This window comes from Bacteroidales bacterium (genome assembly GCA_023229505.1).
In the GTDB taxonomy this organism is placed as follows: Bacteria; Bacteroidota; Bacteroidia; order Bacteroidales; family JAGOPY01; genus JAGOPY01.
The window spans coordinates 1-15,364 of the sequence record JALNZD010000041.1; the positions used below are offsets into that span (position 1 = coordinate 1).

The window sequence follows — 15,364 nt, forward strand, 5'->3', positions numbered from 1 at the left end:
TAAATAATAATTTTACAGAAACAAAAAGCCATTGACTGTTCTTTAAAATCCTGTCCTCAAAAATCCCCCTCAGAGGAGGGGGGGTCAGTATGGCCGGAATGAGGGGTCAGTATCACCGGAATAAACAGGGATGAGCGAAAAGAAAACAAATAGTATCGGAAGAAGATTGGTCGGACACTTTGAAGGCAAATCGAAAAATGTTGGACTTGTAAATTACAGAAAGAAAGAACCACTACTTTTTACTTATCTAAATTTTGACATTCTTAAAGCAAATTGGGATTTCAGAATAGAAGACCTTGAGAGTTATTTCATTTTAAGTTTTGTTGAGCACTATGGTGTTTATCCAATATGCAACAACAAAACAGGTGCAGAAATACATAGTAGCGAATTGAAAGTAAATTTGAAAATTGACTGGAACTATTTTAAAAATAAATAAATATGGACAATAATGTGAAATCTGGTAAGGAGATTTTGGAAGATTTTTTCGCGAATATTTCAAACATTATAAATGTAGATAAAGTACTTGCAGAATCTTTAGCAAACTTATATAAGCAAGGTCTACTGACCGACACCAATATAAAAAATGAACTTCAAAAACTTAGAGAAAAGAATGTCAATAAAAATTAAAAAAATAGCCATAAAAGGAATTCGGGGGGTTCAAAAAACGATGGAACTCCAATTGTCTGAAAAATCAATTCTTATTTACGGAGACAATGGAACAGGTAAGAGTAGTATTTCAGATTCATTTGAGTGGTTCTTTAATGATAAAGTTCGACATTTATCAGAGGATTCTGAAATAGATTTCAAAGATGCATTGAGAAATTCCAACATTGAAGATACAGAAGTTTCTTCGGTTGAAATGATTTTCTCAGAAGCAGATGTTAATTCTACAAAGACGCTGAATTACAAAAAAAATAAACTAGTCTCGGACTTCTCAAATAAGTCGGACGATTTCAATTCTTATTTAAACAATACCCAAAATGAAAATCTTGTTCTTCGTTATCAATTTCTAACGGAATTTATTGATAAAACAAAGGGTGAAAAACTAAAAAGTTTATCTGATGTGATTGGATATGCCGAAGTTAACAAGGCAAAAGAAGTATTGAAGACAGCCTACAACTCAATAAAAACTGAAATTAAAAACCAGAATTACGAATCCCAAATTAACACACAAAAACAAATTCAGATTGAAAAAATTGGTGCTGCTATTGGTGTGGAAAAGAATTTGTTTGAGAAGGTTAATGAGATAATAACACCTTTAAAGTTGGGAGTTGCTGTAAAATCGTTCAAGGACATTGATGCAGTTCTTAATTTGCTTAAAACACGGGTCAACACGATAGTTCTTGACGAATTAAGGTTTCTCGAAAACTGCAAAAATACTTTAACTAATCTGAAAGGTGAGATTAGTTTACTTAACTCAGAGTATGAAAAATACTACATAGAGTTCAATAAAATTGCTGATGATGTTTATAGTATAATGCAAATATTCTTTGCGGAATTACTTAAAGCTGGTCGCTCGGTGATTGAAAAAAAATACCACCTTGACGATACTTGCCCATTGTGTTTACAACCAATGAGTAAGTATAAATTGCTTAAAGATATTCAAAAGAGATTAGCGCAAATAGAAGAATCATTAAAAAAGAAAACTGCCTGTGATGCAGCAAGACAATCAATAATAAATATTTCAAAAGAACGAATAAATAGACTCGAAAATTTGCGTATTGATTCCCATTACAACAACAAGGCTTTTGAACCAATTAAAAAAGCTATTGATTATTTAATAATAAAAATATCTTCTCTTGAAAAAGAGGCAAACGAAAAATTTACGTCAGGAAATAAAATATCAGAGCCTAAAACATTAAAGCTACAAGATGCTGACTTTGCAATATTTACAATTCTAGAATCAAAAATTACAGCATTACAAGCAGTAATGAAAAAAGATAATAATGCTGTAATCTATTCAAATATCTCATCTGCAAAAGATGCTTTTCTTCGCATAAAGAAATTTGAAAAGGAAAGGAAAGTTTTTGAAGACCAGAGGTCATCAATGGAAATCATATACAACGAATTTGTTAAGAAACTAAAGGAAGGTTTAGAGAACTTCATCACTACTTTTTCAGGAACAATAAACGAATACTACCAGTTTATGAATCCAGGTGAACAGTTTCAAGAGTTGAAGATCGTAACCATAGGTGAGGAAGATGAACTTAATGGAATCACCATTGAGTATAAATATAACGATAATTGGGTATCACCACCACAAAAATATTTTAGCGAATCACATCTCAACTGCTTTGGTTTGTCATTCTTTTTAGCTTCTGTTATAGCATTTAATAAAGAAAACAAATTTCTGCTTTTAGACGACGTCATTTCAAGTTTTGACAGCAATCACAGGAAAAAATTTGCGGATTTGATATTTGAAAAATTTTCTGACTACCAAATAATTTTGATGACTCACGAAAACGAATGGTATCAATATGTAAGTCAACTTGCAAAAAGAAAGAGTTGGTTAATCAATGAAATAAAATGGAGCGATACTGAAGGTACATATATCGAAGACAAACCGACAGATTTAAGAGAAATTATTGAAACTAACATAGCCAAGGGTGATATTGATATTACCGGAAATCCAATCAGAAAATATCTCGAACATACGCTTAAAGTAATTTGTGCAAACCTTGAAGTAAAAGTAAATTTTAGATTCAATGAAGTGAATGAAAAGCGGATGCCGGATGAATTACTAAATGACTTGAAATCGAAAATCAATAAAAGTAGTAACGATTTGAAATCAAAAATGCCAATCATTGACAGGATTATTAACTCAAACATCTTAGGCAACTTACTTTCACATGATAACCCATTTTCACCAAAATTAGGCGATCTAAAAGCATTTTGGGCAGACCTTGGGGAGTTCGAAAAGTTATTCTATTGCCAAGAATCGACATGTAAAAAGCCAATGGTTTCTATGAGAAACTATGATACTGTAGCAAAAAAAATTCGTTGTGGATGCGATAAAACAAAATATGACTGGAAAATATAATTAATAAAACAAAAAAGACAAGATTAAAATTAGTGTACTTTATCAGCATTCATTGAACTGTCAAGTAATCCTTGACAGTTCAAAATTATAAACCAAATAGCCCCCAAAACAAGATAACCCAAAAGATTAAGTAGTCAAGTATTCCTTGACTACTAAAAACCCTGAGGCTATTTCATAAATAATTTAATTTCTGCAAGTTGCAAGGAAAAAAAAACCTCATTTTCAAGAAGAACTTATATGTAAATTTGATCTCGTTGAAGTTTGCTAAGTTTAATAAGTAGCAAACAGTCGATAATTAATAAAAGATAGAATGACCTGGACAGACTACATACCGGAGGACATTAAGGAACTTTATGAGATTCATGACTTTAAGCATGCTTCGGCTATCCTGGCAATGGAATTTCGAAAAGAATTTGAAGAAATCTGCCAGGCTTTAAGGGCATTTCGATTCTCTCAGAAAGATATTATTGAAGGAGGTAAAAATGAAAGTCACATTCCTAAAATATTATCATCAATACTTCGACCAATGTCTTGGACCGAGAGAAAATTAGGTGCGGAATTGAATATATTTGAAATAAAAGGCAAAACAAAAGAGCCAAAGGGTTCTTTCAGCCATGGAACTCACAAAGTTGATTATCTTAAAGGAAGAGTTGCATTTGACCTGGAATGGAATAGTAAAGACCAGACTTTTGACCGTGATTTGTATGCTTTACGGGCTTTTTTCGAATATAATGCGATAAGTGTCGGTGTATTGGTCACGCGAAGCAATGAACTGGATCCACTTTTCAGAAAACTCGGAATCATGCCCAAGTATGGCGCGAGTACTACACAAATGGGAAAATTGCTCCCACGCTTGCAAGCAGGTCGAAACGGGGGATGCCCTGTATTAGTATTTGGTATCACATCTAAACTTATAACAGACAATGGATAAACTATCTGCAGCGGAGGATTTCAGAAGATTTGCGGAGGGGAAGAAGTTTGCGACTATCCTTGCAGATCCACCCTGGCAATTTGAGAACAGGACAGGCAAAATGGCGCCAGAGCATAAGCGGTTGTCCAGGTATTCTACATTAACCCTGGAAGAAATAAAGAAAATACCTGTAAAAGAGGCAGTAGAAGATTCGGCGCATTTATATTTATGGGTTCCCAATGCCTTGCTCTCAGAAGGATTAGAAGTTATGAAAGCCTGGGGATTCACCTATAAAACAAATCTGATTTGGTACAAGGTAAGGAAAGACGGTGGTCCGGACCGCAGAGGCGTTGGCTTCTATTTCAGAAATGTTACGGAAATGATATTATTCGGTGTCCGGGGAAAGAATGCCAGAACACTTAAGCGGGGCAGAACACAGGAAAATATGATCATTAAGCAGAAAAGGGAACACAGCCGCAAACCCGATGAACAATATGAGCTGATTGAAGCCTGCAGCTGGGGCCCATTTCTCGAAATGTTCGCACGGGGCTCTCGTCCTGAATGGGTCTGCTGGGGAAACCAGGCTGAAGACTATTCCATCGAATGGGAAACCTATAAAAACCATTCACAGAATGGGAAGAAAGACAGGCCTATTTTACCTTTGAAAATAAAAAAGCCCCAAACAGCTGAACAGCTTAGGTTACTGGAAGGGAAATCGAAATATCTCAAGAAATTAAAAAAGGATATTTGAACCTAAGCTTAATATCCATCAATCCATTGGCATTTCTATCTTTGATCATTTTGTTAAGGTCAACAAAATGATCCGAAGTTTATACTTTACTTTGCAAAGGAATATGTAGGATAAACCTTAAAAATCAGAACAATCAAAACAATCCGAAACACTAACTCAAAGAATCATGCAATCAAAAATCTCCACAATCATTCATTACAACCGCGATGAAAACAGCTTTACTGCCCGGTTTTTCGAAAGGTTGATTATCCGCTTTGAGAATAACAAGGAGGATTTCAATAAATTTTTATATTTAATTGAAGAAGCAGCAACAGCAAACAATAAGGAAGTCCTGAAAAACAAAACACTTCAGCCACCGTCTTTCAGGAACCTGCAGTATGAAGACAGCATGCCTTTCCTGGAAAATGTTGATTTATATTCTTACTGTAAAAGGAGCGGAATTGACATTAAAATTGATAAAGAGACCATAGATAAAACCGAATTTGATTTTGTCATGACGGCTGTCGACGATAAAAAGAAAAGCACTATCATCGTGTTTGAAGTGAAATGCTTTACCGATTTGAAATGGTCTGAAATTAACAGGCAAAACGACATTTTAAAGAAATATCAAGCAGCCGGGTTGTACGACAATTTTTATCACATCGCATTAATCTCTTATGAGAACTTGGTAAGGGGAAAGGTGCCCAGGCAAGCCTTTCCCGGAGTGAAAAACTTCTCCATTGTAACCTGGGAAGATGTGAAAAGTTTAATTGATTTTGGCCGGATTAGGAAAGAAATAGAATTCAGTTTGATGAAGAAAGTAATTCATCTTGATGGGGAAGGAAAAACGAAACGGACTCTGATAAAAACGCTATAAAGAACAAAATTTAGTCCAAAAGTATCTCCTTTAATTTTCATGAATCAATTAATTTTTTAGACAGTCTGGTATAAAGTAACTTTGAAAAACTAGTTAGATATGAATTATCAATTTGAAAGCAGTAAAGACGAATTTTTGATTGAAGAGTTAATAATATTCAGCTTAAATGCCGGGCTTCAAACAAGAAACAAGTCATTCCCGATTTATAACACTGAATTTAAAAATTCAAATCAAACAAAATGTATTAGAAATTATATAAAGGATTTTTTGCTTAAGTATCTGAGCAATTATTCATCAATTGACGAAAATAATCATGTGCAAAAGATAAATGAGTTGTCTGATTCTATTTCCACAAAGTATTCTGAGATACTTTATAAAAATAGGTTCCGAATAGGAATAAGTCAAAAAATAATTAATCTTTTTTTAAAATACATGTGGGCGATTGGCAAGATTGATATGCCTTTCCATTGCCCCATAGATAATATTGTTAAATCGAAATTACAGAAAGAGGTAAATGGGCATTCGCTGAAAGATTGGACTGAAATTGATGATATTAAAGAGTATCTTAAATATATCGAGATCATTAGATTAAAATCAATTGAATCTAAAATTACTATCGCTCAATGGGAGTTGGAGAATTGGCGAAGAAAATAAAATAATACTTTGACCAGTTCGAAGGGCTTTATGTTGCCAAGCCCAATTCCCTTCATGTCTTCTTCGCGGAACTTCATGTAATAATCCAAACCACATAGACCGGCATATTAGTGACAAGCCTGCATATATAGAATTTTTCCCATTTTTTGGTTATCTTTGTAAATAACATTATGATTCAAAGAGTTTACATAGACACCTCGGTCATTGGTGGATGTTTTGATGAAGAATTCATGGATTGGTCCAACAAACTTGTCAGGGAATTCCTGACTGGTCAAAAAATTGCCATTATATCTGATATTACCATTGACGAAGTTATGGATGCACCTAAGCCTGTCCGGGATAAACTCGATGAAATCATTAACGGTGAGTTTAAAGAGTTAATACCTGCTGATCAGGAAGTAAAAGAACTAGCTGAAATTTATATCCTGGAAGGGGCTGTTTCAAGAAAATATTATGAAGATGCCCTTCATATTGCTATGGCTACAATTCACAAAGCATCAGTACTGGCTAGCTGGAATTTTAAACATATTGTCAACCTTGAACGTATCAGACAATACAATGCAGTAAATATTAAAAAAGGTTATGCATTGCTTGAAATCAGAAGTCCTCGCGAAATTGTAAAAATTGAAGATAATGAGTAAAAAGAAATTTGATTGTGTTGAATTAATGCGAAAGATACGGGATAAACGTCATTCTGAATATGAAAAGAATCCTTTATTGCGCGAGAAAAGGCTTGCTGCAATCAGGAAAAAATATAGCATTAAAAAGAAAACAGAAATGAAGGCCAGCCACTAATAAGTGAGACTTCGTGTGGCGCCAGCTCAATCCCCTTTGGGTCTTCTTCGCGGAACTTCGTGTCCAGTTGGCAGTTGGACAGTTGGCAGTCGTTATAAAACCCGGAACAACCACCAAATGAAGCAGATGATGCCCGCCCCCCAGTACCACCCGAAAAAGCCGAGAAGATAATCGAAATCAATCCGCTCGAGCAGACACCGGTGCTTCGTTGTCCGACCCAATGCAGCCCTGACCTCCTCGCCTTCAACAAGCAATTGATTTTCCCTGATGTTCTTAATCCAAATCCTGCTGTCAGGAATATCCGGCACGCCTGTCTCCTTAGCCCGGTCAATGCAATCTTCTAGGTCGCCAGGCTGGTATCCTAATCTGACTCCTTCAATCACCGACATCAGGTGATGGCTCAGATATCCACATAACTTCCTGCAATCGTCCCGCTCTACAAATTCGCAGATGCTCGTTTTGTCAACTGGTTTAAGCTGTACCAGGGCGGATGCCCAATTCTGCAAACGGATATGGCAACGACTCATTCCCAAGTGAATGAAGACCATAGTTTCAGTTGACAAATCGCCACGTGCAAGCGAAAGGGCCAGGAACAATCCGGATAGCACACTTAATATCACTGCTTCAAATGATGGCGCAAGAATGATAGCCGAATTGCCTGATTTGAGTGCAACAAATACATAGCCTAACAGCAAAATGGAAAAGTGTTCAAATACTTCATTTCTGTTCCGCCGAAGGGCAGCAAACAGAATCTTGATACCAATTACAGGAGGCAAGAGATCGTCAGACCGAACGTCAGCCAATAACTTCAGGATGATGACCAGGCCACTGCCTGCGGCCAATACGTCAACGACAGTCATGATGTAAGGATTCTCTGTTATTCCACATTGAAGATCGCCGCAGAGCAAAAGAATGGCCAGGAGCGGCCCCATCGCTAAAAAAGCAAAGAGTATGCCCGTGAGGATCAGGAGCAGGTTTCGAAACAAAAGAAATGGGCCTGCGATTACGACATTAATCCAGAACCATCGCGGCTCTTTCGGCGCAAAGATGGATACTATTCCATTATGGCGGTCACGAAACGCCCTTAGCATTGCCGGCACCCCAAAACCCACACAGGCAAGAATGACGTAATAGAGTACTTCACTGAATCGCTCTGATATCAGCGATGAACAAAGGGCCAGAACGGTCGCGAGAATTGGCGCGGCAAAGCTGATAACGAAGATGAGTACACTGAACTCTTCGTTCTGTTTTTTCGCTTGCCGATACAGTTTCAACGCCTCACGCGGGTTTTCACTTTCGGCGCTGATGGCTGACATAATGCGTTCCCGGATGGTGACGAATTCCCTGTATGTGTAGTCTACCCCATCAATGGTGTCTTTAATAGTCCAATAAGCAAGATAGCTACCCCCTGCAAATAATATTAAACCGAGAAAGAATACGAATATTTCTTCTAATTTGGGTCCCGGCTCAAGAAAGCCAATTTCGGGGTGATGAGGATTGTAGTAAACCTCGACCTGATTGTAGGGTGCATATTTTGTTTTGATGCTCTCTTCTGCTTTTTCTTTTGTGAAAAGGCGGTCTTTCGGGTTGTGAATGTAACTTCCTTCAAACTTTTTATCGCCGACAGAATACTCGTACAATAGACGCACATACATACTTCTATATAGCGGCCCTTCTTCAAGTTCCGAATTCAATACCGTCCCCGTTGTTGTTGGCCAATTTATTCTAATTAGACCTTCTGCCAGAGGAATACTTACTCTTAAAAAGAATAAACCAAGTATGACACATAATAGATGCTTGACCAGCGGTATTAACGGGATTTTGCGGCCTTTAATGACTATGCACATATTGTTATTTCCCAGTGAATTCTATGACCTGGAATACGGAATTCATCCTGACCGCCGCCTCAGGACCCGGGGACTCATGGATATCCTTGGCACTGATGCAGATGTCACACACCTGGCAGCCCCTTCTGATAGTCGGTCTAACTACTGAATAGATTGCAAAATTGCAGTCTATCCCTTGTTAGTCCTATGTTAAACATTAATTTCTTATAAAAATAATGATTTGTAAAATCACAGCAACAAAATAAATTATAAAAACGTCTGAACCAAATCCCGTAACCCTCAATATTTAGCCAATAACTTGCACATATTTCCAATATCTCCTTATATTTACATGGACCAAGGAAGGTCTTTGACAGACTGCCACCAGCTACTAATACATCAGTCAACGGATTGAGAGATCCTCAGATAAAATCACGGATGGAAAAATTGTTCAAAATGATCGAAGAACGGGGATGGAAAAGCCGGATTGTTCCTATTGTTCGTCTCGCTGACTTGAAAGAGGCGATCTTAGGCCGCTACGAGAAAAGACTCATCGACGAATCGCTCTACCGGGAGCAACTCGGTTTTTTCTCTTTCGATCCCCCGGCAGACCTTCCTGGCGCTCGCTCGATCATCATCGTAGCTGTGCCCACACCTCAGATGCGAATTATCTTCAACTGGCAAGGTGGACGTGTGCCGGTGGTCGTACCGCCTACTTACGTAAGCTACACGCCACGTACAAAGAGCGTCCAGGAAGTGCTGGCGACCTGGCTAAAGCCGGAAGGCTACCATCTGGCGAAGCCAAAGCTGCCGCTCAAGACGCTTGCCGTGCTTAGTGGATTGGCTGACTATGGCCGCAACCACATCTGCTATGTACCCGGCATGGGGAGCTTCCTGCAGCTCGTGGGCGCCTTTTCGGATTTGCCCTGCGATGCCAGACTGCCTGCCCCGAGAACAGAACCGTGCTGGAGTGGTTCGAAGACCGGGCCGGGTTCTCCGAGTTGGAGACCGCTCTCTTCCTCCAATCTGTGCCGCTTGACCGGCTCCCTCCGGAAACGGTCGCCAAGATAAAAAGCCTGGAAATCAATGAAGACTACCGGCTTCTTTGCCGGAATTTGTCGATGATCATCGGACGGGAGAAATGTGAAAGATGAATCCATCCCCATGTGCCGGGACGATAGTCTTGCGATCGACAGTCAGCGGTCAGCAGTCAGCAGTCAGCGGTTAGCATTAAAAAATATAGCAATTTAACAATTTAACAATTAACACTCAAAATTTAACCACTAACCACTAACTAATAACCAGTAACCAATAATCAAATTTGAATGTATTTCCAGAATATCTCCCTAAATTTAAATGAATCTATGAAGGTTTTTACCAGACTGCCATTGCACTACATATGAGTTACAGCGCTTTTCTTCTATGAAGTTATCGGGGTGTATTGTATAAATAAAAAGTAGGGGAGTATAGTGGAGTAAAAATTAGGTTTTAAGAAAACCATATTGTAATTTTATGTCGTTAATAAACGGGCATAAGCTAGTTTTTCGAGATGCACTGGATAACTAAACAAATGACTATAAATAAATACATCATAATCATAGCAACAGTTTTGACACAAAATATTTATTTATTTTCTCAAAACATACCCTCATTTCGAATTACTAATTGGAATTCTCCTGGCAGTTCTGCGTCATTCAATTTTCAGCAAAGTGTAACACTCACTTCGTTTGGAGCTGATACAAGTGGATTTGTTGCTTGTGACGACGCACTTCAACAAGCTATAAATGCACTAAATGGTCCGGGTGAAATATTTGTCTCCAAAGGTACCTATTTGTTTGAGCAAACCATTGAACTTCCTGATTCAATCCTTATTCAAGGAGAAATTGATTCGTTATCGCTGTGCCCTTTAGTCCGGTTCAAACTTTCACCGGGAAATAATAATCACGGAATTAAGATAACAGGAAGTGAAATAAATACAAATTGCACCATAACTTATCCATTAATTCAAGGTCAACAAAAACTATTTGTGAACCAACCGCAGATATTCGCTGAAGGCGATTTTATAAGATTAGTACCATTTGATGACAGTTTATTGGTGAATAATTCATGGGCTTATCATTCCACAGGCCAGATATTTCAAATTTTGCAGATTAATGGTGATAGTTTATTACTTAACAAACCTTTTAGAAGGTCATATAATGGAAATAATTTACCTGTAATCTATAAACTTACACCCCGACATCAGGTACATATAAAATGTATAAAAATAGAGCGCTTAGATACTACTACGTCTCAATCCTCAAATATTTACATCAACAGTGCAGCCGATTGTAGCATAAGCGGTATCGAAAGTTATTACTGCAATTTCGCTCATATCGATATTCTAAACTCAATTCACGTATCTGTTGAAAATAGTTTCTTTAAAGATGCACATTCTTATGGTTCGGGAGGAAAAGGATATGGCATAATGCTTCAGTCCACTTCAGGCGATTGTTTTATTCATCAAAATAATTTCGAGCATCTGAGACATTCTATGATCTTACAATCGGGTGCAAACGGGAATATTTTGGCGTACAATTACTCTACAGATCCATATTGGACAGAAACCTCCCTTCCTCCAAATTCGGCAGGAGATTTAGTTTTACACGGTAATTATGTTTATATGAATCTTTTGGAAAGCAATGTCGTTCAGAATATAGTCATTGACAATAGTCATGGTATTAATGGACCTTTCAATACTTTTTACAGAAACAGAGCAGAGTTGTATGGTATTTTTATGAATTCTTCTCCGGCTTCAAACGGACAAAATTTTATAGGCAACCAGGTAACTAATACTTCATCTCCCTTTTTAGGGTTTTATGCTTTGCAGGGTAGTGACCATTTCGAATATGGCAATATGATAAAAGGAAATGTGATACCAACTGGCACAAATGAGCCCAATGATACAACAATGTTTGGTTATGTTTTTAATTCATTTTATGAATATATTTCTTCTGTACCACCAATAAAAAATAATAACTGGCAAACTCAAACTCCATTGATAGAGGCTCATTATCGATATCAGGTATCTGATAAAAAAGCAATTTGTAATGACATCATATATGTACCTACATTGATTATGGAACCGAAGGAGATGATCAATAGAGAATTTGATGTTTACCCTAATCCTTTTACAAATGAATTTATCGTAAAAAATAAATCAGATAGAACGGACTATCTCATTAAAGTATACAACACATTAGGTCGATTAGTTTATTCAGAGATATTGAGTGGTGAAAATAATATTATTGATACCAAAGAATTGAATTCGGGGATGTATTTTTTATATATTGAAGGTCAGGAAAAGTTCATATTTAAGATATTGAAGTATTAATACTATGAAACAGAAACCTAAATAAATGATATTCTTATGAAAACACTTGTCCGGATTCTTATGTTAACGGTCCTGGTAGTTGGAATTTCTACAGGATGTAAAAAAGAGACAAATAATGAACCTGTCGACACATTTGAAGGAGGGAAACTTTTCAAAAGTCCTTCCGGATCATTCTACATTGCCGAACTGCATGGGACATTCCACCAGATGGGGCGGCAATATGGGCTGATGCTGAAGCAGCAGCTTGGGCAATTTTACAATGAGGCTGTAGTCGATTTTCTGATAGGAGAAAAAGAAATAAAATATGAAGATCTGGTAACCTCTGGAAGGTTTTATTATGAGCAGTTTCCCCAGATTTTTAAAGAGTACCTGGATGGGATAGCTGAAACCAGCGGACTGGATGTAGATCAAACGTATATTATGTCTTCGGTTTTTCTCATGATCCACAACACCGGATGCAGTAGTCTCTCAGCCTGGGGAGATTATACACCCGATCATACCGTGGTAACCGGGCGAAACCTTGATCTGGCCTCAACGAATTTAAGCAGGTTCAGCAAGTACTTCCATGTGGTTGTCTGGAACCCGACAGGCTATCCTGCATCTGTCGCCAATATCGATTTCATCGGATCGGTTTTTTATCAGACTGCCATCAATAATAAAGGGATCTTCCTGGAACTGCAGAATGGCCAGCACTCCGATACAACGAGCAGCGAGGGCCGGGAAAACACCAACCATATCCTCCTGGAAAGTCTTTTCAGGAATACTTCCGGCACCGGGGTTGATGCCTGGTTTAATACTACACTTCCTGAGGTCGGACTGATCATGAATGCCTCTTTCCCTGACCATGCTACCATTTATGAATGGGCAACCTACCGGGTAGTTCCGAGGCAGGCTCAGGGGCTGATCGCCGCCACCAACGACTTTGTCGATCCATCATGGCACAATTACCCGATTATATTCTATGATTCAACCAATGAGGGAATAGGGTTAACCTATACCCGCCGGACCAACCTGATGAACCATGGAGAGTTGAATAAAGGGAACATTACTCCCCAAAAAATGATGGAGATTTTTGATATTACGATTCCTGACGGGGGAGCAACTTTTCCGGAAGGAGGCCTGGTTAAGACCATTTATTCAGTTGTAGCTCAGCCATCGGAGTTAAAAATATGGTTGAAAGTACCTGGGTATTCAGAATGGGATGAGATCGACCTTAAAAAGTATTTCGTAAACTAAGAGATCAGCCTCAATATTTTTTGCGATACTTTTTGACATTTTCGCAACAGACAATAGAAATAGTGGAGACCAGCGACCACTTCAAAAACGGGGCGATTGCGAAAAGCCAAACGAGTAGGATTTTAACAACTAAAAAGAAAATAAAAATGGAACAGATAAAAGTATTTATAGTTAAAAGAAGAAAGTCAGTTCATTTAAAAATAATAGCGGCAATATTTATAGTAGTAACTGTAATAACTGCGACCCCGGATACTATTGCACAAAATGACGGTCATCCGCTTATAGCACCCTTTGAAGGATCCTATATTGAAAGCCAGGAAGCGAAAGAGTTTGATGAACAGCAGCTTGTGATCGGCAAAGTTCAACAAGATGGCACAGTTAAGACTGAGAAGATCGAAGGAAAAGTTACCAGGATCGATTATCGGGATCCGGACAACCGCTCTTCACTTGAACGTATGCGCAACTACGAACAGGCATTAATGAAAGGCGGGTTTGAGATTATTTATAACTGCAGTAATGAAGAATGCGGACCTGAAATTCAGATTGAAACGATTGGTTACTATCCTCCCGAGCGTTACCTGACTGCATTTCTAAAAAGAGATGAAGGCAATGTTTGGATTGGTGTATTTGTAGCGGCAGGTCCCTGGACAAAGATTAGAATAGTCGAGGAGAAGCCGATGGAAACAGATATGGTTAAAGTTACAGCGGACATTCTTAAAACGAATATTCTTAAAGATGGTCACATGGCTGTTTATGGAATCTACTTTGATACAGGTAAATCCGATATCAAGCCGGAATCCTCTGAAACGATTAAAGAAATCGCCACTCTTCTTCAAAAAAATCCTTCACTACAAATTTATATAGTTGGCCACACGGATAATACAGGCAATATTAAAGACAATATGGAGCTTTCAAATAAACGCGCTGCCGCGGTGGTTACAGATTTGATAACCCGCTATAAGATTGAAACATCACGTCTTGAAGCTGGCGGAGTTGGTCCTTTAGCACCGGTTGCAACGAACGATACTAAAGAAGGAAAAGAGCTAAACAGAAGAGTTGAAATAGTAAAAAAATAATATCTGAAAAAATTGAAATCAGGGAGGATTGCCGGATAATTGATGAAAATTTTTCATATTTAAACGATTAGTTAATAAAATGAAAAAAAAACTGAAAAATGCTTTTTTCAAAATTTGGTACTGGTATATTAGTGCTGTTGATACAAAAGCCGAAGTCACTTTTATGAACTATGGTTATTCGAAGGATAATGATAAAATCAAACTTGATGAAAATGATAAAAAATTCAGATACTCAGCACAACTTTATGATTTTGTTGCAAGCAGTATAGATATTAAAGGGAAAGATATTTTAGAAGTGGGTTGTGGACGTGGAGGTGGTTTATCATATATTAATCGCTATTTATCACCAAACTCAGCAATTGGGTTAGATTTGAATAAAACAGCAATTGAATTTTGCAAAAAATATTATTCAAATGAAAAAATTAATTTTTTACAAGGGAATGCACAATCCTTACACTTTCAGGATAATACTTTTGATGTGGTAATAAATGTTGAGTCTTCGCACCGTTATTCTAAAATGGATAGATTCTTAAAGGAAGTATATCGTGTTTTAAAACCAGGTGGCTATTTTCTTTTTGCTGATTTCAGGCATGAAAATGAACTTGAAAAACTAAAAATACAATTGAAAAATTCAAATTTTATACTTGTAAAAAAAGAAATAATTACAGCAAATGTTTTAGAAGCATTAAAATTATCCTCAACCGAAAGGGAAAATTTAATACGAAAGTTAGCACCAAAATTTTTGCATGGTTTAGGGAAAAAATTCGCTGCAACGGAGGGAAGCACGTCTTTCAACAAATTTGCCACACAAGAATTTGAGTACTTGTATTATATATTGATGAAGTAA

At 37.5% G+C, this 15,364-nt stretch carries 15 protein-coding genes; 14 read left to right on the plus strand and 1 reads right to left on the minus strand.

Annotation, left to right across the window (positions count from 1 at the left end; translation table 11 throughout):
- The first annotated feature begins 130 nt into the window (after nt 1–130).
- The 8 genes from M0Q51_13240 (at nt 131) to M0Q51_13275 (ending at nt 7,006) form a co-directional block, all read left to right on the plus strand.
- Nucleotides 131–436 carry a hypothetical protein gene (locus tag M0Q51_13240; GenBank protein MCK9400940.1) on the plus strand — a complete coding sequence of 102 codons (306 nt, stop codon included), beginning with the start codon at nt 131–133 and terminating at the stop codon, nt 434–436.
- Nucleotides 437–583: 147 nt separating this feature from the next.
- A complete protein-coding gene (locus tag M0Q51_13245; GenBank protein MCK9400941.1) occupies nt 584–3,040 on the plus strand; it encodes an AAA family ATPase in 2,457 nt (818 codons plus the stop codon).
- Between the two features lie 310 nt (nt 3,041–3,350).
- Nucleotides 3,351–3,971, plus strand: coding sequence for a restriction endonuclease (locus M0Q51_13250; GenBank protein MCK9400942.1), 621 nt, complete (start codon nt 3,351–3,353; stop codon nt 3,969–3,971).
- The gene (locus M0Q51_13255) at nt 3,964–4,701 is read left to right on the plus strand and encodes an MT-A70 family methyltransferase (GenBank protein ID MCK9400943.1); all 738 of its coding nucleotides are present in this window, start codon (nt 3,964–3,966) and stop codon (nt 4,699–4,701) included. Before M0Q51_13250 ends, M0Q51_13255 begins: the two co-directional genes overlap by 8 nt.
- Before the next feature lie 166 nt (nt 4,702–4,867).
- A complete protein-coding gene (locus M0Q51_13260) occupies nt 4,868–5,557 on the plus strand; it encodes a hypothetical protein (protein MCK9400944.1) in 690 nt (229 codons plus the stop codon).
- Nucleotides 5,558–5,656: 99 nt separating this feature from the next.
- Nucleotides 5,657–6,211, plus strand: coding sequence for a hypothetical protein (locus M0Q51_13265; GenBank protein MCK9400945.1), 555 nt, complete (start codon nt 5,657–5,659; stop codon nt 6,209–6,211).
- A gap of 146 nt (nt 6,212–6,357) precedes the next feature.
- Nucleotides 6,358–6,852: a PIN domain-containing protein gene (locus M0Q51_13270; GenBank protein ID MCK9400946.1), complete on the plus strand. Its 495-nt coding sequence runs from the start codon at nt 6,358–6,360 to the stop codon at nt 6,850–6,852.
- On the plus strand, nt 6,845–7,006 hold the full coding sequence (locus tag M0Q51_13275; protein ID MCK9400947.1) for a hypothetical protein: 162 nt from the start codon (nt 6,845–6,847) through the stop codon (nt 7,004–7,006). The genes M0Q51_13270 and M0Q51_13275 overlap by 8 nt, the downstream gene beginning before the upstream one ends.
- A gap of 92 nt (nt 7,007–7,098) precedes the next feature.
- Here M0Q51_13275 and M0Q51_13280 read toward each other — a convergent pair whose 3' ends face one another.
- Nucleotides 7,099–8,853, minus strand: coding sequence for a DUF3592 domain-containing protein (locus M0Q51_13280; GenBank protein ID MCK9400948.1), 1,755 nt, complete (start codon nt 8,851–8,853; stop codon nt 7,099–7,101).
- Between M0Q51_13280 and M0Q51_13285 the strand changes: the two genes are divergently transcribed.
- From M0Q51_13285 to M0Q51_13310, 6 genes are all read left to right on the plus strand, one after another.
- Entirely contained in the window at nt 8,786–9,001 is a 216-nt protein-coding gene (locus tag M0Q51_13285; GenBank protein MCK9400949.1) for a hypothetical protein, read from the plus strand. The genes M0Q51_13280 and M0Q51_13285 overlap by 68 nt on opposite strands.
- 269 nt (nt 9,002–9,270) lie before the next feature.
- Nucleotides 9,271–9,903 carry a hypothetical protein gene (locus M0Q51_13290; GenBank protein ID MCK9400950.1) on the plus strand — a complete coding sequence of 211 codons (633 nt, stop codon included), beginning with the start codon at nt 9,271–9,273 and terminating at the stop codon, nt 9,901–9,903.
- A gap of 499 nt (nt 9,904–10,402) precedes the next feature.
- Complete coding sequence (locus M0Q51_13295; protein MCK9400951.1) at nt 10,403–12,205, plus strand: T9SS type A sorting domain-containing protein; 1,803 nt, start codon at nt 10,403–10,405, stop codon at nt 12,203–12,205.
- 36 nt (nt 12,206–12,241) lie between these two features.
- Nucleotides 12,242–13,441: a C45 family autoproteolytic acyltransferase/hydrolase gene (locus M0Q51_13300; GenBank protein MCK9400952.1), complete on the plus strand. Its 1,200-nt coding sequence runs from the start codon at nt 12,242–12,244 to the stop codon at nt 13,439–13,441.
- Between the two features lie 146 nt (nt 13,442–13,587).
- Nucleotides 13,588–14,517 (plus strand): OmpA family protein, encoded by a 930-nt coding sequence (locus M0Q51_13305; protein ID MCK9400953.1) that lies wholly within the window; start codon nt 13,588–13,590, stop codon nt 14,515–14,517.
- A 79-nt stretch (nt 14,518–14,596) separates the two neighbouring features.
- Nucleotides 14,597–15,364, plus strand: a complete 768-nt coding sequence (locus M0Q51_13310; GenBank protein MCK9400954.1) for a class I SAM-dependent methyltransferase — start codon at nt 14,597–14,599, stop codon at nt 15,362–15,364.

Coding starts and splice junctions, on each gene's coding strand:
- M0Q51_13295 (MCK9400951.1), top strand. CDS start 10,403: ATGACTATAAATAAATACATCATAATCATAGCAACAGTTTTGACACAA.
- M0Q51_13265 (MCK9400945.1), top strand. CDS start 5,657: ATGAATTATCAATTTGAAAGCAGTAAAGACGAATTTTTGATTGAAGAG.
- M0Q51_13285 (MCK9400949.1), top strand. CDS start 8,786: ATGACACATAATAGATGCTTGACCAGCGGTATTAACGGGATTTTGCGG.
- M0Q51_13300 (MCK9400952.1), top strand. CDS start 12,242: ATGAAAACACTTGTCCGGATTCTTATGTTAACGGTCCTGGTAGTTGGA.
- M0Q51_13250 (MCK9400942.1), top strand. CDS start 3,351: ATGACCTGGACAGACTACATACCGGAGGACATTAAGGAACTTTATGAG.
- M0Q51_13260 (MCK9400944.1), top strand. CDS start 4,868: ATGCAATCAAAAATCTCCACAATCATTCATTACAACCGCGATGAAAAC.
- M0Q51_13280 (MCK9400948.1), bottom strand. CDS start 8,853: ATGTGCATAGTCATTAAAGGCCGCAAAATCCCGTTAATACCGCTGGTC.
- M0Q51_13290 (MCK9400950.1), top strand. CDS start 9,271: ATGGAAAAATTGTTCAAAATGATCGAAGAACGGGGATGGAAAAGCCGG.
- M0Q51_13310 (MCK9400954.1), top strand. CDS start 14,597: ATGAAAAAAAAACTGAAAAATGCTTTTTTCAAAATTTGGTACTGGTAT.
- M0Q51_13305 (MCK9400953.1), top strand. CDS start 13,588: ATGGAACAGATAAAAGTATTTATAGTTAAAAGAAGAAAGTCAGTTCAT.
- M0Q51_13240 (MCK9400940.1), top strand. CDS start 131: ATGAGCGAAAAGAAAACAAATAGTATCGGAAGAAGATTGGTCGGACAC.
- M0Q51_13255 (MCK9400943.1), top strand. CDS start 3,964: ATGGATAAACTATCTGCAGCGGAGGATTTCAGAAGATTTGCGGAGGGG.
- M0Q51_13275 (MCK9400947.1), top strand. CDS start 6,845: ATGAGTAAAAAGAAATTTGATTGTGTTGAATTAATGCGAAAGATACGG.
- M0Q51_13245 (MCK9400941.1), top strand. CDS start 584: ATGAACTTCAAAAACTTAGAGAAAAGAATGTCAATAAAAATTAAAAAA.